This window comes from Flavobacterium sp. MDT1-60 (assembly GCF_014844035.1).
In the GTDB taxonomy this organism is placed as follows: Bacteria; Bacteroidota; Bacteroidia; order Flavobacteriales; family Flavobacteriaceae; genus Flavobacterium.
The window spans coordinates 142,042-164,994 of record NZ_CP062159.1 but is presented as its reverse complement, the minus strand read 5'-3'; the positions used below and the strand labels follow the sequence as shown (position 1 = coordinate 164,994).

Sequence of the window (22,953 nt, the reverse complement as noted above, 5' to 3'; positions counted from 1 at the left end):
CACATTTTCTAATTGATTAATTTTTCAATAAAGCTTGTTTCGATTTGGGTAAAATCTTTAAAAATATAATCAGCTTCATGTAAAATTGTTTCCTCACCAATTCCAACACTTACCATTTCTCCTATGTTTGCTGCCTGAATTCCGGCAACAGAATCTTCAAATACAATTGCATTTTTTGGATCAATATTTAATAATTGAGCCGCTTTTAAGAAAACCTCCGGATCTGGTTTGGCGTTGGTAACGTCGTTTCCGTCAACAATAACATCAAAATACGAAAGGATTCCAGTTTTTTCAAGGATTGGTCGGGCGTTTTTACTCGCAGAACCCAACGCAATTCCCTGGTTTTTATCTTTTAATAATTGCAGAATTTTAAAAACTCCAGGAAGAATCTCGCTTTCGTCCATGTCAACTAAATAAGATAAGTAATCTTCATTTTTTTGAATTAACCATTTGTCCTTGTCTTCCTGCGAAGCCTGAACATTTCCTAATCCAAGTATAATATCTAACGAACGTACACGGCTAACGCCTTTAAGCAGTTCGTTGTCTTCGTGTGTAAAATTTATGTTTAAAGACTGAGCAATTTTCTGCCAGGCTAAAAAATGGTATTTGGCGGTATCAACGATTACGCCATCAAGATCGAATATGAATGCTTTTTTCATTATAAGGGAAATTCTTATTTATGATTTTTGAATAGTATCGTCTACGTCTTTTACTTTATAGACCAAAAGAGCGGCAATTAAAAAACTTACACCGCTTGTTATCAATGCGTAAATGGCATCGCCATTGTAAAGATATTTTACAATTGGACCTCCAATTAGTGCATTTACAATTTGTGGAATAACAACAAAGAAGTTGAAAATTCCCATGTAAACCCCCATTTTTTTAGGAGCAATTGATCCTGCAAGAATAGCGTATGGCATAGCCAAAATACTTGCCCAGGCAACTCCAATTAAAATCATAGGCAATACAACCCAATCTTCATTCGGCATAAAATAAATGGAAATTAATCCGATTCCTCCAATGATAAGCGATATGGCATGAGTTGATTTACGGCCGATTTTTTTAGCGATAAACGGTAAGAAAAACAAAGCGATAATGGCAGAAACTAAATTGTAAACTCCAAATAAAATTCCAACCCAATCTCCGGCATCCTGATACTGTTGGCTTGAAGTATCATCTAATGGCAATCCGTAAATGTGATGTGCAATTGCGGGCGTTGTAAATACCCACATTCCGAATAATCCAAACCAGGAGAAAAACTGAACCCAACTAAGCTGACGCATCGTGGTTGGCATCTTTGCAAAATCGGTAAAGATGTCTGTTAATTTTGATTTTTCGTCAGAAGGAACATCAATTTCACTTTGAGGATCTTCAAAATTGGCCAATTCTTCCGGAGTATATTCTTTAGTTGTAAAAAGTGTTACCAGAATGGAACCAATTAAAACTGCTGCTCCAATGATAAATGATAATTTAAGGTTTAAAGGAATACTTCCGGGAATGGCATTGTTTGAAATGTCAAACCATTTTGTTAAAACATATGGTAAAGCTGAACCAATTACAGCTCCAAAACCAATTAAAGAAGTTTGGATACTGAATCCTGCAGTACGCTGATCTGTTCTTAAATTATCACCAACAAGAGCACGAAATGGCTCCATAGCAATATTAAAAGAAGCGTCCATGATCATTAACATTCCGGCTCCAACCCATAAAGCAGGCAGGACAGAAATGAAAATATTAGCCTGAGGCATTAAGATTAATCCAACTGAAGCTAAAATCGCACCTACAAGAAAAAAGGGCTTTCGTCTTCCGAAACGTCCCCAGGTTTTATCACTGTAATGACCAATAACGGGCTGTACTATTAATCCCATAAGGGGAGCAATAATCCAGAACCATGACAGTTCATGTACGTCGGCACCAAAAATTTGAAGAATCCTGCTGGCATTTGCATTTTGAAGTGCAAATCCCATTTGTATTCCCAAGAAACCGAAACTCATGTTCCAAATTTCCCAGAAACTTAATTTACGCTTTTCCATTATCGTAATTAAAAAATTAATTAGACGATAAGCGCTTTGCTTATCAAAACTTACTGTTTTTTCGAAGTAAAAGTAAAAGCTTTGACGGCCGTAAAAGTATAAATTATTTTTAGATATATGCTAACAAAAAAGTCATAAATATTTTTTATGGCTTTAGAAAGCGTTGATTTTAAGATTTTTAGTCAGTAGATTCTCTTTTTATTAAGTGTGTTTCTATAACTTCAGTAGTATAATTTTCGTTTTCTTCTTCGTCATCATCATGTCCGGCTTCCAACCTTTCAATTAGCATTTTAGCTGCTTTATTACCCATTTTTTCACCACTTTGACTTACGGTTGTAATGCTTGGTGTTGAGTATTTAGAAATAATTCCGTCGGTAAAAGCGATTACGGCTAAATCTTCAGGAACTTTAAGTCCCATTTTGTTGGCTGTTTTGATAATTGTTACTGCAAAAAGTTCGTTTACCGCAAAAACGGCATCAAAAGCTCTGTCATGTAAAAGCTGACTAATTGTAATTTCGCAGGTATCGACATCTTCAATTTTGATGATTAAATCTTCGTTAAAAGGTAATCCGTTGTCCAAAAGTGCTTTTTCGTAACCATCTGTTCTTAATTTTCCAACACTTACGTAATCGACAGTAGTAACTAATGCGATCTTTTTTCTGCCATTATCAATTAAGCTTTGAACCGCTTCATAAGCAGCAGCTTTATCATCAATAATAACTTTATCGCATAAAATATCATTGGTCACGCGGTCGAACATTACAACCGGCATTCCCTGATTTATAACTTCTGTAATGTGGTGAAAGTCGCCTTTATACTGGGTTTCTTTAGAAAGAGACATGATAAAACCATCGATACTTCCGTTGGCCAACATCTCCATGTTTAGGACTTCTTTGTCGAAAGAATCATCAGATAAACATATTACGACACTATAACCATTTTCGTTAGCAACCTGTTCGATTCCGTTGATTACAGTGGAGAAAAAATAATGTACAATTTCCGGAATGATAATACCAATACTTTTGGTTTTTCGATTTTTTAAACTAAGGGCAATATTGTTGGGTTTATAGTTGTAAAACTTTGCAAAAGCCTGCACTTTTAAGCGCGTTTCTTCCCCTATTTCTAAACTGTTTCTTAGTGATTTTGAGACAGTTGAAATAGAGACGTCTAGTTCCTTTGCAATCTGTTTTAAAGTGATTTTACGTTTCATGTGTATTATTGAAAAAAATCTAATTAATAATAAAGGTATCTTTTATTTTCTGATTTAGCATTTTTTGACTTAAAAGATTACAAAAAATAGAAAGTTTTCAACACTACCACGTTTTCGTAACCCAATTAAAATTGTCTGCGGTTGAGCATGTTAATAAATTCCTAATTTTGAAATTCGAAGTAAAATTAAAAACTTAACTAACAATCACAAACTCAAACTAATTTAAACAAAAAGTATGAAAACAATTTACAAAAAGTTGTTATTTTTATTCCTATTGTTGCCGTTTTCTGTGTTAGCTCAAAACACTTTAAGCGGGACCGTTGTCGATAAAGCAACGGGACAGCCAATACCGGGAGTAAATGTAAATGTACAAGGTGCTCCAAGCGGTGCATCAACAGGATTTGATGGTAATTACCAACTATCAAATGTTAAAAGCGGAAACAAAATTGTTGTTTCTTTTATTGGATACAAAACGCAAACCATTGATTTCAATGGGCAAAAAAACACTAAATGTTTCTTTAGAAGAAGATACGAACCAACTTAAAGAAGTTGTGGTACAAGTAGGTTACGGTACTGTTAAGAAAAAAGACGCAACAGGTGCAGTGACAGTATTAACAACTAAAGATTTTAATAAAGGACCTGTAACGTCTGCAGATCAAATGATTCAAGGTAGAGTAGCTGGTTTACAGATCATAAACGGAGGTGGTTCTCCAGGAGCTGATCCAGTGGTAAGAATTAGAAGTGGTTCTTCTCTTAGTGCCAGCAACGATCCATTGTATGTAATTGATGGTGTTCCGGTTGCAGCTGGAGGAGTTGAAGGAGGTAGAAATCCCTTGTCTACTATTAACCAAAATGATATTGAATCTATTTCTGTTTTAAAAGATGCTTCAGCTACGGCTATTTATGGTTCAAGAGCTTCTAATGGAGTAATTATTATAACTACTAAAAAAGGTAAAGCCGGAGACATTAAAATTAGCTATAACGGAAACTTCCAGGTTTCAGAAGTTACCGAAAAGGTTGATGCTTTGTCAAGCGGCCAATTTAGAGATTTTGTAACTGCAAACGGAACTGCTGCGCAACAAGCTTTATTAGGTTCTGCAAATACAAACTGGCAGGACGAAATTTACAGAACTGCCATGGGTACGGATCAAAACATATCTGCTAGCGGTGGTCAAGACAATATTGCTTATCGCGCATCTGTTGGATATACGAATTTAAACGGTGTTTTGTTAAGAGATAATTTTGAGAGAACTACATTAGGAGTTTCGCTTACAGGTGACTTTTTTGATAAGCATTTAAAAGTTCAGGTAAATAATAATACATCTGTAATAAATAGTAATTACAGTAATACTGGTGCAGTTGGGTCTGCTATTGCTTATGATCCTACTCAAGCTGTAAAAAATGCTGATGGTACTTATTTTCAATGGTTGACAAGTCCAACAGAATTTAATCAGCTAGCTGTAAAAAATCCAGTAGCTATGATTAATCAGCAAAATAACCTAGGTACTTTTTATAGAAGTATCGGAAATATTCAATTAGATTATAAATTACACTTTTTGCCGGAATTAAAAGCTGTTGCAAATTTTGGTTATGATCAAATGAATGGTAGAGGTTATGGTGGTACTAACTCAGATTATTTAAATGGTCTTAAGGGATCTGGATATAATAATACTTATGAGAATACAGAAAAGAGAAATAATAAAGTAATGGATCTGTATCTTAACTATAACAAAAGAATTGAGGCAATTGATACGCAGTTAGATGTTACAGCAGGTTATACTTATCAAGATTTTAGAGAAGAGAAAAATAAATCAAACTACAATTTTGAGAATAATTTGAATACAGTAGAATTATTTACTCCAACACATATTAATTTACAGTCTTTCTTTGGAAGAGCTAATATTAGTGTTGCTGATAAATATTTAGTAACTCTTTCCCTAAGACGTGATGGAACTTCAAGATTTGCAGAAGCAAATCGATGGTCAAATTTCCCGGCAGCTTCTGTAGCTTGGAAATTGAATGAAGAAAGTTTCTTAAAAGATGTTAGCGATATTACTTCATTAAAATTAAGAGGAGGCTGGGGTATAACTGGACAGCAAAATATTGGAGTAAGTTATCCTTCTTTGCCATTATATTTAGCATCAAATAGTGCGGCTCAATATCAAATAGGAAATACATTTTATACAACCTACAGACCACAGCCATACAATAGCAACCTGAAATGGGAAGAAACTACAACAGTAAATGTTGGATTAGATTTTGGACTTTTCAATAATAGAATTACAGGTAGTGCAGATGTTTATCAAAGAACAACTGATGATTTATTATTATATACTCAAAACCCCGCATTTTTCGGATTTTCTAATTATGATAACTATAATGTTGGTAGTATTAAAAATAAAGGAATTGAATTGTCTGCTGAAGTAGTTCCGGTACAAAATAATAATTTAGAGTGGAGAATTGGAGGGAATATTACTTTCCAGGATTCAAAAATCACAAAATTAACTACTACTCAAGATAATACTCCGGGTATTGATGTAGGTGATATTTCTGGAGGAACAGGAAATAAAATTCAAAATCATCAGGTTGGTTATGCGCCAAGCTCATTTTATGTATACGAACAAGCGTATGGTGCAGACGGAAAACCTTTAGATGGTGTTTTTGTGGATCGCAATAAAGACGGAATTGTAAATGCTGATGACAGATACCGTTTTCACAAACCTGCAGCTGATATTTTTTACGGATTCTATACTAGCTTAACTTACAAAAGCTGGGATATGTCTATGAACTGGAGAGGTTCATGGGGTAACTATATGTACAATAATGTTGATTCTGGTTCTGGTACTTATAACAATATTCTAACTAGACAAAGCGATTTATCAAATGGTGTTGAAAATCTTTTGGAAACGGGATTTAAAAAATCAAGCGACTTTCAATTACACTCTGATTACTACGTACAAGATGCTTCTTTCGTGAGACTTGATAACGTTGCAATTGGATATACTTTTACTCAAAAAATAAAAGGTGTTTCAATGCTGAAATTAACAGCATCGGCTCAAAATGTTTTGACAATTACAAAATATGACGGATTGAATCCTGAAATTTCAGGAGGTGTAGATAACAACATTTATCCTCGTCCAATTACTTTTACGTTAGGATTAAACGCTAACTTCTAATTCAAATAACAAGAAAAATGAAAAAGATACAAATAAAAATAATGGGTATTTCTTTGTTTATGATGACGATGTTGTTTTCATCATGTACAGATGATTTAAACCAATCACCAGATACGGGAGATTCTGTAAGCAGTGACGAACTTTTTGCAGATCCTGCCGCTTACAAAGGAAACTTAGCTAAATTATATGCTGGTTTTGCAACTACAGGACAACAAGGCCCAGCAGGAAGTCCTGATATTTCAGGAATTGACGAAGGAACAAGCCAATATATCAGAGGTTTCTGGATGATGCAGGAATTAACAACTGATGAAGCTGTTATTGCCTGGAATGATGGTACGATTAAAGATTTTCATTCGCAAACATGGTCATCATCAGATACTTTTATTGCCGCTACATTTGCACGTTTTTCTTTTCAAATCGTGAACTGTAATGAGTTTTTAAGACAAACGACAGATGAAAAATTAGCAGGAAGAGGAGTAACAGATGCTGCAGTATTAGCAGATATTAAAGTGTATCGTGCAGAAGCTCGTTTTTTAAGAGCATTAACATACTGGCATTTAGTAGATACTTTTGGAGCCGGATCTTTAGTAACTGAAGATTCACCAACTACATTCTATTATCCTGAGTATGCTACAAGAGCTGAATTGTATAAGTTTATTGATGAAGAGCTTACAGCTGTTGAACAATTATTAAAAGCACCAAAAACAAATGAATTATATCGTGCTGATCAGGCGGCTGCATGGATGCTGCATGCTAAATTGTATATGAATGCTAAAGTTTATATTGGTACAGATAATTATGTAGGAGCACTTCCATTAATTCAAAAAGTTATTAGTTCTGGTTATTCTATTCATAATAACTACAACCAGTTGTTTTTAGCTGATAATGATAAAAATGGAGCGCAAAATGAATTTATTTTTGCTGTTGCTTTTGACGGAATTAAAACTCAAACTTATGGAGGAACAACATTTTTAGTTCATGCACCAGTGGGAGGAAGTATGCCTATAGCTCAGTTTGGTATCAACGGTGGCTGGGGAGGTATTAGAACAACATCAGCTTTTGTAAATAAATTTGATGCTAATACAGTAGATACTCGTGGACAATTTTACACAGCTGGTCAATCTAAAGAAATTGCAGATCTTGGTTCATTTACAGACGGATATGCTATTCAGAAGTTTAAAAATGTTGATGTTAATGGTGTTCAGGGATCAGATAAAGCCGGAAATTTTGCAGATACTGATTTTCCAATTTTCAGATTAGCTGATGCTTACTTAATGTATGCAGAATGTGCAGTTAGAGGAGCAGGAGGTAGTTTAGGAACTGCAACTACTTATGTAAATGCTTTAAGAACCAGAGCAAAAGGTAATATCATAACTCAAACGGATCTTAACTTAAATTTCATTTTAGATGAAAGAGGAAGAGAACTTCATTGGGAAGGACACCGTAGAACTGATTTGGTTCGTTTCGGAAAATTTACCGGAGGTGCTTATTTATGGCCTTGGAAAGGGAATGTTGCCTCAGGTACTTCGACTCAATCTTACAGGGATTTATTCCCAATCCCGGCAGGGGTATTAGCTTCAAATCAAAAATTAAAACAAAATCCTGGATACTAAATTAACTAAAAATATACCAAAATGAAAAATATAACTAAATCATTAATTGCTTTATTAGCATTAGTTGCAATATCATGCAGCGTTGAAGACGTACAAGATAGACCTGTTATCGAAGGAATTGATTCTCCTGTTTTAACAGCTCCTTTAGCTGGTTCGGCTTATGTATTATCTCCAGCTAACGCTGATTCACAAATCGAGCGTTTCACATGGAAATCTGCTAATTATGGTGGGGATGTTGAAGTAACTTATACGGTTGAGGTTGATTCAAAAGGGAATTCTTTTAAAACACCTCAGGAATTAGGAACGGTAAAATCTGCAAATCAGGTTTCAGTTTCTGTAGCAAAATTAAATGGTGCTGCATTAGCTTTAAAAGCAGCTCCATTTGTAGCCGCAGATTTTGAAGTACGTGTTAAATCAACCGTAGCGACAAACGTTATGTATTCTAACGTTGCTGGTATTGTTATAACTCCTTATACTACTGAAACTCCAAAATTATGGCTCCCAGGTGGATATCAAAATGCAAGTGGTTATGGTGCAGACTGGGCACATTCTTCTGCTCCAACATTGTTAGCTGAAGGTTACGGAAAAACTGCTTTTGAAGGTTATGTATATTTTGCAACTGCACAAGATGGTACTCAAGATGGAAAAGGATTTAAATTGTCTACTCAGGCAAATTGGGACGGGACAAATTATGGAGTAGGTGCAACAGCTGGTACCATTAGTACAACGGGAGGAAACTTATCAATTGCTGCTCCGGGTTACTATAAAATTAAAGCAGACACTGATCCTGCAAAATTAACATATTCTGCAACTAAACTTTCATGGGGTATTGTTGGTAATGCTACTCCTGGAGGATGGGATGCTGATACTCCTATGGCATACAATCCAGCTACTAAAAAATGGACAATTACAGTTGTTTTAACGGCTCAATCCGCTCCTGATAATGGTTTGAAATTTAGAGCAAATAATAGCTGGGATTTCAATTTTGGAGATACTGGAGCTGACGGTAAATTAGAAGATGGTGGAACTAATATTGGGACCACTGCTGGAACCTTCTTAATTACTCTGGATTTAAGTAATCCAAGAAATTATACTTACACTATGGTAAAACAGTAATGAGTTAAATTAAAAAGAGGCTATCTACGGATAGCCTTTTTTAATAAAAAGATTAATTATGAAAAAAATTATACTATTATTTTTCTTTTTGTTTTCAGTATTTTCGTTTGCGCAGCTGAAACAAGTTACCTGGTCAGTAAGTCCGTCAACTTTTGAAGAAACGACTCCAATTACCATTACTATTAATGGAAATAATCTGGATGAAAGTTCTTGGGGAGTTACTGATAATTCTCTGTATCTATGGGCTTGGGCTTTTGACACAAATGATACAACTCAAAAGGGAACTCCAAATAATGGAAGTTGGGAGGCTTCAAGCGAAGCTAGTAAATTTACATATAATGCAGGTTCTGATACTTACACGAAAACAATAACGCCAACAGTGTATTATAATACTACAGGAATTGGTAAAATTGGTTTTTTAATAAAAGCAAAAAATGGAACCGGAGATAAGAAGTCTCAGGATATTTTAGTCGAAGTGGGCTCTTTTCAGGTAACACTGACTTCGCCAACTGAAAATAGCGCTACAATTATTGGCTCCGGATCTAATTTTAATATTGCAGCTACAAATACAAACGGTGTAGCCAGTTATACATTAAAAGCTAACGGAACTACGATTGATGCGAATGCCAGTACATCGGGTTATTCGTATACAGCAACCAATGTTACTGCTAATCAAAATTATGAATTAGTAGTGGTGCAGGGAACTGTAACAATCTCAAAAAAGTTTTCTGTAATAGTAAATCCAAATACAGTTTCTGAAGCTATGCCTGCAGGTTTAGTTGACGGAATAAATTATAATGCAACAGACGCAACAAAAGCGACTTTAGTTTTAGATGCGCCCTTAAAAGATTTTGTCTATGTTGCCGGAAGTTTCAATAGCTGGCAGCCTACACCAACGCACGCAATGAAAAAAGATCCTGTTTCTGGTAAATTTTGGCTAGAATTAAACGGATTGGTTTCTGGCGTAAATAATACCTATCAATATTGGGTAGTTGATGCAACTCCATTGGCAAATTCACCTTCAATGGTTAAAACGGCCGATCCTTACTCGACTTTAGTTTTATCACCTTATGATGATTCTTCGATTCCTGCGGCTTCTTATCCAAATATGCCAGCTTATCCGGCAGGTCAGAATTTTGAGGTTACTGTTCTGAAAACAGGGCAAACGCCATACAATTGGCAAGTAACTAATTTTACAAAACCTGAAAAAGATAAATTGGTTGTTTATGAAGTTTTGGTCCGTGATTTTGATGCTGCAAGAAATTACCAAAGTTTAATTGACAGAATAAGCTATTTTAAAACACTTAAAATAAATGCAATAGAACTGATGCCGGTAATGGAATTTGAAGGCAATGAAAGTTGGGGTTATAATACTTCATTTCACATGGCTTTGGATAAATTTTATGGTACTTCGGATAAATTGAAAGAGCTTATCGATTTATGTCATCAAAACGGAATTGCCGTTATCCTTGATGTTGCTTTAAACCATGCTTTCGGAAGAAATCCTATGGTAAGAATGTGGATGAATGATCCCGATGGAGATGGTTTTGGGTCACCAACAACAGAGAATCCGTATTTTAATACTGTTGCGAAACACAGTTATAGTGTAGGTGAAGATTTTAATCATCAGTCGGCAAGAACGCAATATTATGTAGATCGCGTTATCAAACAATGGATTGAAGAATATAAAATTGATGGTTTTCGTTGGGATTTAACCAAAGGATTTACCCAGGAATGTACTGCTGCAGATGAATCTTGTACAAACGGATATCGTCCGGACAGAGTTGCGGTTTTAAAGAAATATGCCGATTATTCATGGAGTTTAGACCCTACGCATTATACTATTTTTGAACATTTAGGATCTGATACTGAAGAACAGGAATGGGCAAACTACAGAATCACTGAAACGCCAAGCAAGGGAGTGATGATGTGGGGGAAAATGACAGACCAGTACAGCCAATTGTCAATGGGATATGCTACAAGCAATAATATCTCGAGAATGATGAGCTCCAGCCGTGGTTTTACAACAAACCGTTTAATGGGCTATGCTGAAAGTCATGATGAAGAACGTTTGATGTATAAAAATGTGCAATATGGTAATTCGGCAGGAACTTACAATGTAAAAACATTGAATACCGGATTGTCAAGAATGTCGGCGATTGGAGCAGTTTCATTGTTGATTCCCGGTCCAAAAATGATTTGGCATTTCGGTGAATTAGGCTGGGATGATTCTATTTTTACATGTAAAGACGGAAGTGTAAATGATGCTTCGCCAACTCTTTCAGGCGATTGTAAATTAGATACAAAACCACAGCCTCAGTGGAATGAAAATTGGTTAGGAGATACAAATCGAAATAAAATTTATTACGATTGGGCTAAAATGATTAACCTAAAGGTAACAGAGCCAGTATTTCTTGGAACAGCTACAATGGCAAATGCAAATACCTTAATGGTAAATGTGAAAATTACAAACAGCACTTTGGCTTCAACACAATTAAAAGATGTTTTAATTTTAGCCAATTTTGATGTGACGGCTCAAAATGTTCCTACTGGTTTTCAATATACTGGAACCTGGTATAATTTAATGGATAATACTTCTATAAATGTGACCGATGTAAATGCTACAATTAATTTAGGACCGGGCGAATATAGAATCTACGGAAATAAAACAGCCAATCTGGCGATTCCTGAATTTGAAAAAGAGAACTCGGTTAATTTATATCCAAATCCGGTTTTACACCATTTTACCTTAAATATTGCAACAACAAAAGTTCAGGTTTATGGAATGTCTGGTCAATTGGTGAAAAGTTTTGCTCCGAATGGAAATACAGATTTTCAATTTGGTGTAAGCGAATTAAAAACTGGATTATATATTGTGAAAGCAATTGATGAAAATAATAAAGTTCAGATTATGAAATTTATTAAAAAATAAAATTAAAACTACAGTCATTATTTCTAATGATGAATGTTTGGTTAGTTTAGTAATGCGAAAGGGCTGTCAATTTTTTTGACAGCCCTTTCAGTTTTTAAGTTAATTTGGTTATTTTTTCTGATCGTATTCTCCAATCACAGAAAAATAACCAAAAGTTCCCAAGCCTAAAACGATTAATGGGGTAAGAATAAATAGGATAATAATTCCAAAGACTAAATCATCCTGCTGGTCCGATAGAAATTTGGGCAAACCAAATTCAAAGACACAAAAATAAGCCGCGGCAATGGATAGTATAATCCACAAAACACCTAAAATTTTTTTAACTGTATTCATATTATGTAGGTTTTAAAGGTGATTCGTTTTGTTTTTATTATCGATGTAAATCATTCCTATTACAAAGCAGACTGAAGCAATAATTATTGGGTACCAAAGTCCGTCAAGATAAAAGTCGGGTTTTCCACTGGCTTTTGCATGTGTTACAAAGTAGGTTGAAATTGCAGGAAGCAAACCTCCAAAAATTCCATTTCCAACATGATATGGCAGCGACATCGAAGTGTATCTGATTTTTGTGGGAAACATTTCTACTAAAAATGCAGCAATTGGTCCGTAAACCATTGTTACAAATAACACTTGGATAAAAACCCAAAAAATTAACGCCCACTCATCTTCAGAATTTATTTTGATTGAAATAGTACTTTGAGATGCTTTTTTATTGGCAAAATCTGTTTTCTTTTCTATATATGCGGTTCCGTCTGTATAGGTTTTAGAGATAGTTGTTACCGTGTCATTATTCTTCGTTGTCTCAATATTTTTCGTTGTTTTTTCAACGATTTCGGTTTTGTAACTCACATTAGTGGTGTTGTACATTTCCTTATAAATAGATCTGTAAGATAAAATCGCGAGTAACATTCCGAACATCATAATGTATTTTCGACCTACTTTGTCGCTCAGCCATCCAAAGACAATAAAAAATGGTGTTCCTATTAAAAGTGCAATTCCTAAAAGTCCGTCAACTTGTGAAGAATCTACATTCATAACGGTTTTCATAAAACTCATGGCATAGAACTGTCCCGTATACCAAACAACACCTTGTCCCATTGTTGCTCCAAAAAGGGCTAATAAAACAAATTTTAAATTATATCGGTTTCCAAAACTTTCTTTAAGCGGATTTGTACTCGTTGTTCCTTCTTTTTTAGCCTTGGCAAATACAGGAGATTCGTCCATATTTTTTCGGATTAAATAAGAAACCCCAACCATAACAATAGAAACCCAAAACGGAACACGCCATCCCCAGGTATCAAAATCTTCAGCTGAAAGAATATTTTTAGTTGCCAGTATCACCATTAACGAAATGAACAAACCAACAGTAGCTGTGGTTTGAATCCAGGAAGTCCAATACCCTTTTTGTCCAGCGGGAGCATGTTCTGCAACATAAGTCGCGGCACCTCCGTATTCACCACCAAGAGCAAGTCCTTGTAGTAAACGTAGAATTAGGACTAATAAAGGGGCTAAAAAGCCTATAGTTTCATAACTCGGAATACATCCTATTAAAAACGTAGAGCCACCCATTAATAATAAGGTAGCCATAAAAGTATATTTACGGCCAATAATATCACCAAGTCTTCCAAAAAACAAAGCACCAAAAGGACGAACTACAAATCCGGCAGCGAAAGTGGCTAATGTCGATAAAAATGCAGCTGTTGGATTATCACTTGGAAAAAATTTGGTAGAAATTACAACAGCTAAGCTGCCAAAAATATAGAAATCATACCATTCAATCATTGTTCCCATCGAGGAAGCCGAAATAACTTTCCAAATGCCTTTAGTCGAATTTTTGCTCATAAAACGCTATGTGTTTTTAATAGTATATAAAATAGTAAAGTATGATTTTACGAATATATAAGATATTTTTTTATTTAGTTGATACTTTTTTAACAAAAACAACTTAATTGTTGACTTTACACTTTTTAGTAGTATTTAAGTTTCAAAGTAGAAGATTTTAACCTTGAAAAGCGCATCCCGAAGCCTGTGATACGCAAAGTTCGAGATGTTTTTTCTACGATAAGATGCTAACACGTAATAGTTTTGTTTGTTCAAAAATTAAAAAGAATCAAAATGAATCTATAGAAGAAAGAACATAGCCAACGGTTTCAACTGTTGTGACACCAATATGCATGTATTATTAAAAAAAAGCAAGGTTTTCAAAGTTTAATAAAAACCTTGAAAACCTTAGCGTTCCTTGTGCTTAAGCTTTATTGGAATTTGGAATTTAGAAAAAAATGGAATTTAAATTTCCCCCGAGGTATTAAAAACAAAAAAACCACTCAGTTGAGTTGGTTTTGGTGGTACCTCCAGTACCGAGGCTTCGGGAGAACCAGGGACACATTATGATTTTCTTTTAGATAAAATGTCTTTTATAATAGACGGATCTGTGATTATTTTGTTATTAAAAGTTTTACTTTTCATTCTTTTGATAAACTTTTCCAAATAAATGGCCTCTTCTCTGTTTAAGCAATCAAAAGTTAAAAGGACTCTCCAGTCATTGGCAATTTTGGTAAAAGAATTTTGGTAAGAATGATTTTGATGTTTTAAAATACGCTCTTCAATATTGTTTGTTTCTCCGATATAAAATTTTTGAGATGAATCCGAGTACAGAATATATAAGTAATGCATTTGTAAAAAAATATTAAAAACAAAAAACCCACTCAGTTGAGTGGGTTTTGGTGGTACCTCCAGGGATCGAACCAGGGACACATGGATTTTCAGTCCATTGCTCTACCATCTGAGCTAAGGTACCGTGTTGTGCTCATTGCGGGTGCAAAGATAGAATCATTTTTCGTTTATCCAAAACATTTTTTTAAAAAAATCAATTCGTATCTTCGCGTTTATAAAAAAACAAACATGGTTTTAACAGTTGATGTTGGAAACACTCGAATTAAAGCAGCTGTCTTTGAGGGAAGTACTGTTCTTGAAAATTTTGTTTTTGAGAAAAATGAACTCGAAAAAAAAATTAAAAAAATTTTAGAAAAATTTCAAAATTGCTCTGATTTGGTTGTTGCTTCGGTTGGAAATGTCGAAAAACAGTCTTTTTTGACATTCGAAGATCAGCTAAAAATTCATTTTTTAACTCATGAAGATGTTTTTCCTTTCATAAATAAATATGCAACACCAAAAACATTAGGAATTGATCGAATGGTTTTGGCTGCCGGAGCTACTTTACAATTCCCAAAACAAAATAGATTAGTGATTGATGCCGGAACTTGCATAACCTACGATTTTATCGACGAAAATGATAATTATCTGGGCGGAGCGATTTCGCCAGGTTTGCGATTGCGTTACGAAGCATTGCATAATTTCACAGCCAAGTTGCCTTTGTTGACATTAGATGCGCCTGAATCCTATATAGGAAACTCTACTAAAGAAGCGATTCATTCTGGTGTTGTCAATGGGTTCGTCTATGAGATTGATGGTTTTATCGATGAATATCGGGAGAACTTTTCAAATTTTATAATAATTTTAACGGGTGGCGATGCAGAATTTTTGGCTAAACGATTAAAAAATACCATATTTGCCAATTCAAATTTCCTTCTGGAAAGTTTGAACCAAACATTTCAATATAAAATCGACAATGATTAAAAAAATTATAATAAGTGCTTGTTTACTTATCTCGTTCGTTTCATTTGCTCAGCAAGGTACAGCTTCTCCTTATTCTTTTTACGGAATTGGTGATGCAAGATTCAAAGGTACTCTTGAAAACAGATCTATGGGTGGCGTATCAGTAGAGCAGGATAGTATTCACTTGAATATTGATAACCCTTCAAGTTATGCGAGTTTAAGACAAACTACATTTACGATTGGAGGAACTTTTGGAACATCTACATTAAAAAATACTAATGAATCTGCAAAAGCACAAAGATCTACTTTTGATTATTTAGCAGTTGGAATTCCGATGGGTAAATTTGGAGCTGCTTTTGGTTTGGTTCCGTTATCTTCTGTTGGATATAAAATTATAAATAATAATTCTGATGTAACTGGTGCAACAAATAGTCAGTTTGAAGGAAAAGGTGGTGTTAATAAGGTATTCTTTGGTTTAGGATATAAGATTTTACCAAATTGGAATATTGGAGCTGATGTACAATATAATTTTGGACAAATTACAACAACAAGTATTGAAGGTATTACAGACGTTGCAAGTGTAACCCGAGAAACGAACCAATCTGAGTTATCTGGTGTGAATTTTAATATTGGTACTATGTATCAAAGAAAGATTTATAAAAAAACGACTTTATTTACTAGTTTAAGTTACACTTTTGCAAGTACTTTAAAATCGGATAATGCAAGAATTATTTCGGTTTCCGGAGATCCGGATCCTTATGAATATCCATCAACAGAAACTAATTTAAAATTACCTAATAAATTAACGATCGGCGTTGGTGTTGGAGAGGCAAGAAAATGGTTAGTTGGTACTACATTAGCTTTTCAGGGTGATGGACGATACGCAAATTACTATAACTCTAGTGATGATGTACGTTACGAGAAGTATTCGAAATATGCAGTTGGAGGATATTATATTCCAAATTACACTTCGTTTTCAAGTTACTTCAGCAGAATTACCTATAGAGCTGGTTTAAAATATGAGAAAATTGGTTTAGTGATTAATAACCAGTCAATTAATGATGTCGGAATGACTTTGGGAGCTGGATTTCCTATTACGGGATCATTTTCAAATGTGAATTTAGGTATTGAATTTGGTAAAAGAGGAACTACATCTGCAGGTTTGATTCAGGAAAATTATATGAACTTTAGTTTAAGCTTCTCTTTTAACGACAGATGGTTCGTTAAGAGTAAATTCAACTAAACATAAACTATTCTGTTTTTTTAAGCTCATTACAATTTACTACATTTGGCAAATGAATTTACCAAAAAAATATAGTATACACGCTGTCACAGTTCTTACTGTGGCACTGTTTTTTGGATGCGAAAGTAATTTTAAGGAGGTTCAAAAAATTAACTTTTCAGAATTTGTTCCAGGCAGTGATGCAGACACGGTTAATATAAAATATACTGATTCAGGACGCATTACAGGAGTTTTGAAAAGCCGAAAAATGCTGGATTATTCTAATCTTGAATTTCCATTTACTGAATTCCCAAAAGGAATTGATGTTACCTTATACGATAAAAAACAAAAGCGTACTTTTATAAAAGCAAATTATGCGGTTTCCTATAAACAAACCGGAATTATAGATTTACAGGGTAAAGTAAAAATTACTTCAGAAACCGGCCAGATGCTCGAAACAGAACAACTGTATTTTGACCAGAAAAACGAATGGTTTTATACCGAAAGAAAATTTAAACTTACCGATGCTAAAGGAGTTTCAAATGGTCAGGGAATTGACTTTAGTAAAGATTTTAAAGTGATAAATTCACAACGAATAACTGGCGAATTAGAAGCCAACGAATAAAACAGATTATGGGTTACTTAAAATATACACAATACGTTTACATCGCATTTGCAGTCTACTTTATTTATGATGGAGTTATAAAGTTAAATGAAGGTAATGAGAATTACGCTTTGAGTTTTATAATTGCCGGAATGGCGGTTTTTATGTTTTTCTTCAGAAGAAAATTTGTCAAGAAATTTGATGATCGTAATAAAAAACAGTAAAAATGGAAATTAGTATTATAATACTATGTTTAATACTATCAGCCTTTTTTTCAGGAATGGAAATAGCTTTTATTTCCTCGAACAAAATTTATCTTGGAATAGAAAAGAAGCAAGATAATTTTGCCTCTCAAATTCTAACCAAACTTACAGAGAATCCTTCGAAGTTTATTGCCGCAATGCTTATAGGTAATAATGTTGCCCTGGTTATTTACGGGTTTTTCATGGGTGATTTAGTTTTAAGATGCATCACTAAATTAGGATATCATTTTTCAGACATCACTAGTTTATTGATTCAGACCCTGATTTCAACTTTTATCGTTTTAATTACGGCTGAATTTCTCCCTAAAGTTTTCTTTCAGATTTATGCAAATTCATTAATTAAGATTTTGGCTGTTCCAGCGTATTTGTTTTACAGATTATTCTATTATATCTCTACCTTTTTTATCTGGATTTCAGATTTTGTTTTGAGAAAATTCTTTAAAACAGAAGGCGATCAGGTACAATTGTATTTTAGTAAAATTGAGCTTGGAAATTATATTACAGAGCAAATGAATTCGGTTGAAGATGACGATGAAGTCGATTCTGAAATTCAGATTTTCCAAAATGCATTAGAGTTTTCAGGTGTAAAAGCGCGGGATATTATGACGCCGCGTACTGAAATTGTTGATATAGATTTATTTGATAGTATAACAGATCTTAAAGAACTTTTTATAGAGACTGGTTATTCTAAGATTGTAGTCAGTCAAAACTCACTCGATGATATTGTAGGTTATGTGCATTCATTCGATTTATTTAAAAAACCAAAGACGATAAAATCAGTTTTGATGACAGTTGAGTTTGTTCCTGAAACTATTTTGATAAAAGACGCTTTAAATCTTTTGATTAAAAAGAGAAAAAATGTCGCGGTTGTTTTAGATGAATACGGAGGTACTTCCGGAATTATTACAATCGAAGATATTGTTGAGGAATTATTTGGAGAAATTGAAGATGAGCATGATTTAGATGAAGAATTAATCGAACAGGAATTGGGAGATGGTAAGTATTTGTTTTCTACCAGATTAGATGTGGAATACTTAAATGAAACCTATAAATTGATGATTCCTGAGGAAGACTCATATGGTACTCTGGGAGGGTTTATTGTAAACTTTACGAAGGAAATTCCTCAGAAAGGGGAAGAAATTGTAATAGATCACTATCATTTCGTGATAGAAGAAGCTACAAATAAGAAAATTGAATTGGTGAAAATGACAGTAAAAGAGTGATTTCTTTTATTAATTAAAAAAATTGTGCAAAATAAATTGCTAGTTGTATTGTTATTAACTAGATAATTGTATTTTCGCAAACTGAATATAAAATTAACGATAATAAAAATGGCAGTTTTAGCAAAAATTAGACAGCGTTCCGCATTATTGATAGGAGTTATTGCACTTGCATTATTTGCATTTATAATACAAGATCTATTCAACAGCGGTACTTTTGGTCAAAGTTCAAAAGATGTGGGAAGCATCGATGGAAAGGATATTTCATTTGAAGACTTTAGAGTTAAAGTTAGTAATGTTGAAAAAAGTGGGCAGGGAATTACTTCCACTGAAGCTGCAAACAGAGTTTGGGATCAAGAAGTTTCAATCGCATTATTATCAGCTCAGTTTGATAAATTAGGATTGAGAGTTGGAGAAAAACACTTAATTGAAGTTTTGAAAGCAGATCCGAATATTGGAAAAAACCCAATGTTCCTTAATGCAGCAGGTATGTTTGATATTGTGAAATTTAAAGAGTATTTCAAAACAAACCCTGAAGCAGCTCAATATATTTCTGCAAAAGAAAAAGATGCTGAATTGAACGCAAAATTTCAAATCTACAATACGTTAATTAAATCTGGACTTTACACAACTGCTAGTGAAGGAAAGTTGAAATACGAAATGGAAGCTAACAAAGTAAACTTTGCTTATGTTGGTGCATTGTATTCTTCTATTAAAGATAGTGATGTGAAAATTTCTGATGATGAGATTGTAGCTTACATGAAGAAAAACGAGAAGAAATTCAAAGCGGACGAAACTCGTGAGATTCAATATGTTTTAGTAGAAGATAAAGCTTCAAAAGAAGATGAAGCTGAAATTAAAGCTAAAATCACAGGATTATTAAATGGAAGTGTTGTTTACAATGCTAAAACTGGTAAAAATGATACTTTAGCTGGTTTCAGAAGCGCAACAAACGTTGCAGAATTTGTAAATGCAAATTCTGATGTTCCTTATGATTCTACATATGTGCCTAAAAATAGTTTACCTGCAGTAGATGCTGATAAATTATTCAGTTTGCCTGCCGGAGCAATTTATGGACCTTATGTTTTTGGAAGATACTACGCTATTTCTAAATCTTTAGGATTTAAAGCTGGAGTAAATGCAAAAGCAAGTCATATCTTAATTGGTTACGAAGGATCTCAAACTCCAAATCAAAAAGAAAAGAGAACTAAAGAAGAAGCTAAAGCTAAAGCTGAAGAAATTTTAGCTCAGGTTCAGGCTAATCCTGATAGTTTCATGATGTTGGCTTTTACAAGTTCTGATGATTCATCTGCACAACAAGGTGGTGATTTAGGCTATTTTGGTCCAAATCAAATGGTAAAACCATTCAATGATTTTGTATTCAGTAACGGAATTGGAAAAGTTGGTTTAGTAGAAACTCCTTTTGGTTTCCACATTATCAAAATTACAGATAAACAAGACGGAATTCGTTTAGCTACAATCGCTCAAAAAATTGAGCCATCTGAAGCTACTTCTGATAAAGTATTTACATTGGCAACTAAATTTGAAATGGATGCTGCTGATAAAGATTTTGCAGCTACAGCAAAAGAATTAGGTTTAAAAGTTGCTGCTCCGGTAACTGCAAAAGCGATGGATGAAGCGTTTGGTCCATTAGGAAACCAACGTAACATTGTAAGATGGGCATTTGACAAAGAAACTAGCATTGGAGATGTAAAACGTTTTGAATTAGCTAATATTGGTCACGTAATTGCGCAATATAAAAGCGAAAACAAATCAGGTTTAGTATCTGTTACGATGGCCAGACCTTATGTTGAGCCAATCTTGAAAAATAAGAAAAAAGCTGAAATGTTAAAAGCTAAATTGACAGGATCAAGCCTTGAAGCTATTGCTAAAAGTGCTGGTGTAGCTGTTCAGCAAGCTGCTAACGTTACAATGGATAATCCTGTTTTACCTGGTGGAGTTGGACAAGAGCCAAAAGTTGTTGGAAATGCATTTGCTTTAACTGCAAATAAAGTTTCTGCTCCAATTGAAGGAAATACAGGTGTATATGTTGTAAAAAACATCAGTACTATAAAAGCTCCGGCAATTGCTAACCATGCAGAATATGTGGCAAAAGTAAAAGCTCAAAGCGCATCTGATACAAGCAGAATTTTACCAGCGTTGAAAAACAATGCTAAAATTGAAGATAACAGACTACAGTTTAACTACTAAGTAGTACTTAATAAAATATAAGAAAACCCGAAGCATTTTAAATGTTTCGGGTTTTTCTGCTTTAATAGGATTACCACTTGTTTTTGTAATAAATATCTATTTATTTGTCTTTAATTATATAGGAATAATCGAAATATAATTTAAAAAATTTGTGATATTCAAAATTATACAGTTAATTTGCTCGAATTTTTGTTCTAGGAAAGTAGATTTGATTTAATGAATGTTAAATAAAAATTGCGAAAAAATGATAGAAAATTACCTTAATAATCAAGTGTTTAATGTTTTTTATGTTTAATTTTTTTAAAAGAAAGCCCAGAGTATATTCCAAAATAGAGAATCATATTTATGGAATAATAACGGAACTTTTAAAAGTCAGCAGTACCGACATCAATGTTGATGAGTTGGGAGGTAAGTACTATTTAAGTAATGAAGAACAGCATTTTAAGGTTACTATTTTAAGTAACGATTATGTTATCAGACTAACGAATACCCGTGATTCTGTTGCTGAAAAGTACGATAAGATTTTTGTAGAAGATGTTTTAAAAGCAGTTAAAGAAGAGAAACATCGCAGAATGGAATTAGTATACGATTCTATTAATAATAGTATAGAAAAAATGGCAGAACGTTTACATAATACGCTTATTGAATCTAATGAGCAGGAAAGCCAGAAGGTTCGTCGCCTGGAGACAAAAGATCTTAAAAGCAAAAAAGTGAATTATTAAATTCACTTTTTTGCTTTTAAGATAGGTTATCCGATATTTTTATTACTGCAAAATCATTTCGTCATAAGTAAGGATTGTTTCATATCCTTGTGAGGTGAAATATTCTTTTGGATTTTCTTTTGAAATTGCCATTACAAAATCACCACCCCAGGCACCAAGACTTTTTACAACTCCATTGAAATCTGGAAATGCAATTTCCTTAATGGTTTTTAATTCCAGAATGTTACTCAAATGTATTTCATGTTTTTCTACAAAATGTGCAAATTCGTTAAGTGTTTTTGCTTCCAGAATAGCTCTGGTAATTTTATTATTATCCTGAATATTTTCTGCTAAATTTTCATTTTTGTTGTTGTAATAAGCTTTGATGGCAATTTTGCTGCTTTGTTTTTTATTTAGGTAAACAAAAAATATGTTTTTAGTAAATTCAGGATTAAATTCTACCTTTTCTACGATTGGCAGATTTTGCTCTAATCGATAAATAATAGGAGTATTATTTTGAGCGCAGGCAATATCATAGCCACTACCTCCAAAACTGTTTTTAAGCAAAGTAAAAGCATCAATCTTGGTCCACTGCGCTACATTATTTAATAAAGTAGATGAAGTTCCTAATCCCCAGTTTTTTGGAAAAGTAAGATGAGTGCTGATTTTATATCCTTCAGAATTATTGATAAAATCGGGATTTAAAAGATAAGCTTCATGTAAAATGTTAGTTAAGGTTGTTTTTACAGTTTCGCTTTTTGCCGCAACATTATTTATTATTTCAGAAAATGTAATAGTATCTTCGAACCACAAGTGATCATCAAAATTGTAACTTTTCCATAATATTTCCTGGTTTGAGCCATTTTCCACAACTAAATCCTGACCAAATTTTGTTGGTAATGCAAATGCTTTGGCCCCATCTAAAACCAGATATTCGCCTGTTATTAAAAGTTTTCCGTTACTATAAAAGGTCTCTTTCATTCTATAATTATTTCAAGGAAATTCCAATATTTTTAAAATTCCAAATTCCAATTATT

The 22,953-nt window shown here is 33.7% G+C and carries 19 protein-coding genes and 1 tRNA gene; 12 read left to right on the top strand and 8 right to left on the bottom strand.

Features of this window, described 5'->3' with window-relative positions; translation table 11 throughout:
- Window positions 1-8 precede the first annotated feature (8 nt).
- The 3 genes from pgmB to IHE43_RS00655 form a co-directional block, all read right to left on the bottom strand.
- The gene (pgmB, locus tag IHE43_RS00665) at window positions 9-662 is read right to left on the bottom strand and encodes a beta-phosphoglucomutase (RefSeq protein ID WP_192188128.1); all 654 of its coding nucleotides are present in this window, start codon (window positions 660-662) and stop codon (window positions 9-11) included.
- 15 nt (window positions 663-677) lie between these two features.
- Window positions 678-2,033, bottom strand: coding sequence for an MFS transporter (locus IHE43_RS00660; RefSeq protein ID WP_192186212.1), 1,356 nt, complete (start codon window positions 2,031-2,033; stop codon window positions 678-680).
- Between the two features lie 178 nt (window positions 2,034-2,211).
- Complete coding sequence (locus tag IHE43_RS00655) at window positions 2,212-3,243, bottom strand: LacI family DNA-binding transcriptional regulator (protein ID WP_192186211.1); 1,032 nt, start codon at window positions 3,241-3,243, stop codon at window positions 2,212-2,214.
- A 235-nt stretch (window positions 3,244-3,478) separates the two neighbouring features.
- Between IHE43_RS00655 and IHE43_RS23425 the strand changes: the two genes are divergently transcribed.
- Genes IHE43_RS23425 through IHE43_RS00635 form a run of 5 tightly spaced genes read left to right on the top strand, consistent with a single transcriptional unit; the run spans window position 3,479 to window position 12,080 of the window.
- The gene (locus tag IHE43_RS23425) at window positions 3,479-3,787 is read left to right on the top strand and encodes a carboxypeptidase-like regulatory domain-containing protein (RefSeq protein WP_225585327.1); all 309 of its coding nucleotides are present in this window, start codon (window positions 3,479-3,481) and stop codon (window positions 3,785-3,787) included.
- Window positions 3,735-6,419, top strand: coding sequence for a SusC/RagA family TonB-linked outer membrane protein (locus IHE43_RS00650; RefSeq protein ID WP_225585325.1), 2,685 nt, complete (start codon window positions 3,735-3,737; stop codon window positions 6,417-6,419). The genes IHE43_RS23425 and IHE43_RS00650 overlap by 53 nt, the downstream gene beginning before the upstream one ends.
- 17 nt (window positions 6,420-6,436) lie before the next feature.
- Window positions 6,437-8,032: a RagB/SusD family nutrient uptake outer membrane protein gene (locus tag IHE43_RS00645; protein ID WP_192186210.1), complete on the top strand. Its 1,596-nt coding sequence runs from the start codon at window positions 6,437-6,439 to the stop codon at window positions 8,030-8,032.
- Window positions 8,033-8,053: 21 nt separating this feature from the next.
- Window positions 8,054-9,148, top strand: a complete 1,095-nt coding sequence (locus IHE43_RS00640; RefSeq protein ID WP_192186209.1) for a SusE domain-containing protein — start codon at window positions 8,054-8,056, stop codon at window positions 9,146-9,148.
- 58 nt (window positions 9,149-9,206) lie between these two features.
- Window positions 9,207-12,080 (top strand): alpha-amylase family glycosyl hydrolase, encoded by a 2,874-nt coding sequence (locus IHE43_RS00635; protein WP_192186208.1) that lies wholly within the window; start codon window positions 9,207-9,209, stop codon window positions 12,078-12,080.
- A gap of 108 nt (window positions 12,081-12,188) precedes the next feature.
- Here the strand turns inward: IHE43_RS00635 and IHE43_RS00630 are convergent, their stop codons facing one another.
- The 4 genes from IHE43_RS00630 to IHE43_RS00615 all read right to left on the bottom strand — a co-directional run bounded on the left by IHE43_RS00630 (window position 12,189) and on the right by IHE43_RS00615 (window position 14,877).
- Window positions 12,189-12,413 carry a DUF6814 family protein gene (locus IHE43_RS00630; protein ID WP_192186207.1) on the bottom strand — a complete coding sequence of 75 codons (225 nt, stop codon included), beginning with the start codon at window positions 12,411-12,413 and terminating at the stop codon, window positions 12,189-12,191.
- 12 nt (window positions 12,414-12,425) lie between these two features.
- A complete protein-coding gene (locus IHE43_RS00625; RefSeq protein WP_192186206.1) occupies window positions 12,426-13,922 on the bottom strand; it encodes an MFS transporter in 1,497 nt (498 codons plus the stop codon).
- Window positions 13,923-14,465: 543 nt separating this feature from the next.
- Window positions 14,466-14,753, bottom strand: a complete 288-nt coding sequence (locus IHE43_RS00620) for a GIY-YIG nuclease family protein (RefSeq protein WP_192186205.1) — start codon at window positions 14,751-14,753, stop codon at window positions 14,466-14,468.
- 48 nt (window positions 14,754-14,801) lie between these two features.
- Window positions 14,802-14,877 (bottom strand) — tRNA-Phe (locus IHE43_RS00615).
- 104 nt (window positions 14,878-14,981) lie between these two features.
- On the opposite strand from IHE43_RS00615, the gene IHE43_RS00610 reads away from it, so the two are divergent.
- The 7 genes from IHE43_RS00610 (at window position 14,982) to IHE43_RS00580 (ending at window position 21,937) form a co-directional block, all read left to right on the top strand.
- Window positions 14,982-15,716 (top strand): type III pantothenate kinase, encoded by a 735-nt coding sequence (locus IHE43_RS00610; RefSeq protein WP_192186204.1) that lies wholly within the window; start codon window positions 14,982-14,984, stop codon window positions 15,714-15,716.
- Window positions 15,709-16,938 (top strand): hypothetical protein, encoded by a 1,230-nt coding sequence (locus tag IHE43_RS00605; RefSeq protein WP_192186203.1) that lies wholly within the window; start codon window positions 15,709-15,711, stop codon window positions 16,936-16,938. The genes IHE43_RS00610 and IHE43_RS00605 overlap by 8 nt, the downstream gene beginning before the upstream one ends.
- Before the next feature lie 52 nt (window positions 16,939-16,990).
- Window positions 16,991-17,542, top strand: a complete 552-nt coding sequence (lptC, locus tag IHE43_RS00600) for an LPS export ABC transporter periplasmic protein LptC (protein ID WP_192186202.1) — start codon at window positions 16,991-16,993, stop codon at window positions 17,540-17,542.
- A gap of 8 nt (window positions 17,543-17,550) precedes the next feature.
- Complete coding sequence (locus tag IHE43_RS00595) at window positions 17,551-17,745, top strand: hypothetical protein (RefSeq protein WP_192186201.1); 195 nt, start codon at window positions 17,551-17,553, stop codon at window positions 17,743-17,745.
- A gap of 2 nt (window positions 17,746-17,747) precedes the next feature.
- Entirely contained in the window at window positions 17,748-19,007 is a 1,260-nt protein-coding gene (locus tag IHE43_RS00590; protein WP_192186200.1) for a hemolysin family protein, read from the top strand.
- 108 nt (window positions 19,008-19,115) lie between these two features.
- Window positions 19,116-21,215 (top strand): peptidylprolyl isomerase, encoded by a 2,100-nt coding sequence (locus tag IHE43_RS00585; RefSeq protein WP_192186199.1) that lies wholly within the window; start codon window positions 19,116-19,118, stop codon window positions 21,213-21,215.
- A gap of 287 nt (window positions 21,216-21,502) precedes the next feature.
- Window positions 21,503-21,937, top strand: a complete 435-nt coding sequence (locus IHE43_RS00580; protein ID WP_225585316.1) for a hypothetical protein — start codon at window positions 21,503-21,505, stop codon at window positions 21,935-21,937.
- A gap of 42 nt (window positions 21,938-21,979) precedes the next feature.
- On the opposite strand, the gene IHE43_RS00575 is transcribed toward IHE43_RS00580, so the two are convergent.
- Window positions 21,980-22,897 (bottom strand): GYDIA family GHMP kinase, encoded by a 918-nt coding sequence (locus IHE43_RS00575; RefSeq protein ID WP_192186197.1) that lies wholly within the window; start codon window positions 22,895-22,897, stop codon window positions 21,980-21,982.
- Between the last annotated feature and the right edge of the window lie 56 nt (window positions 22,898-22,953).

Bases quoted from the DNA above. Each gene is read 5' to 3' on its own strand.
- IHE43_RS00625 (WP_192186206.1), bottom strand. From the start codon at position 13,922: ATGAGCAAAAATTCGACTAAAGGCATTTGGAAAGTTATTTCGGCTTCC.
- IHE43_RS00605 (WP_192186203.1), top strand. From the start codon at position 15,709: ATGATTAAAAAAATTATAATAAGTGCTTGTTTACTTATCTCGTTCGTT.
- IHE43_RS00580 (WP_225585316.1), top strand. From the start codon at position 21,503: ATGTTTAATTTTTTTAAAAGAAAGCCCAGAGTATATTCCAAAATAGAG.
- IHE43_RS00610 (WP_192186204.1), top strand. From the start codon at position 14,982: ATGGTTTTAACAGTTGATGTTGGAAACACTCGAATTAAAGCAGCTGTC.
- IHE43_RS00585 (WP_192186199.1), top strand. From the start codon at position 19,116: ATGGCAGTTTTAGCAAAAATTAGACAGCGTTCCGCATTATTGATAGGA.
- IHE43_RS00595 (WP_192186201.1), top strand. From the start codon at position 17,551: ATGGGTTACTTAAAATATACACAATACGTTTACATCGCATTTGCAGTC.
- IHE43_RS23425 (WP_225585327.1), top strand. From the start codon at position 3,479: ATGAAAACAATTTACAAAAAGTTGTTATTTTTATTCCTATTGTTGCCG.
- IHE43_RS00640 (WP_192186209.1), top strand. From the start codon at position 8,054: ATGAAAAATATAACTAAATCATTAATTGCTTTATTAGCATTAGTTGCA.
- IHE43_RS00660 (WP_192186212.1), bottom strand. From the start codon at position 2,033: ATGGAAAAGCGTAAATTAAGTTTCTGGGAAATTTGGAACATGAGTTTC.
- IHE43_RS00630 (WP_192186207.1), bottom strand. From the start codon at position 12,413: ATGAATACAGTTAAAAAAATTTTAGGTGTTTTGTGGATTATACTATCC.
- IHE43_RS00575 (WP_192186197.1), bottom strand. From the start codon at position 22,897: ATGAAAGAGACCTTTTATAGTAACGGAAAACTTTTAATAACAGGCGAA.
- IHE43_RS00650 (WP_225585325.1), top strand. From the start codon at position 3,735: ATGGGCAAAAAAACACTAAATGTTTCTTTAGAAGAAGATACGAACCAA.
- IHE43_RS00645 (WP_192186210.1), top strand. From the start codon at position 6,437: ATGAAAAAGATACAAATAAAAATAATGGGTATTTCTTTGTTTATGATG.
- IHE43_RS00635 (WP_192186208.1), top strand. From the start codon at position 9,207: ATGAAAAAAATTATACTATTATTTTTCTTTTTGTTTTCAGTATTTTCG.
- IHE43_RS00620 (WP_192186205.1), bottom strand. From the start codon at position 14,753: ATGCATTACTTATATATTCTGTACTCGGATTCATCTCAAAAATTTTAT.
- IHE43_RS00590 (WP_192186200.1), top strand. From the start codon at position 17,748: ATGGAAATTAGTATTATAATACTATGTTTAATACTATCAGCCTTTTTT.
- IHE43_RS00655 (WP_192186211.1), bottom strand. From the start codon at position 3,243: ATGAAACGTAAAATCACTTTAAAACAGATTGCAAAGGAACTAGACGTC.
- lptC (WP_192186202.1), top strand. From the start codon at position 16,991: ATGAATTTACCAAAAAAATATAGTATACACGCTGTCACAGTTCTTACT.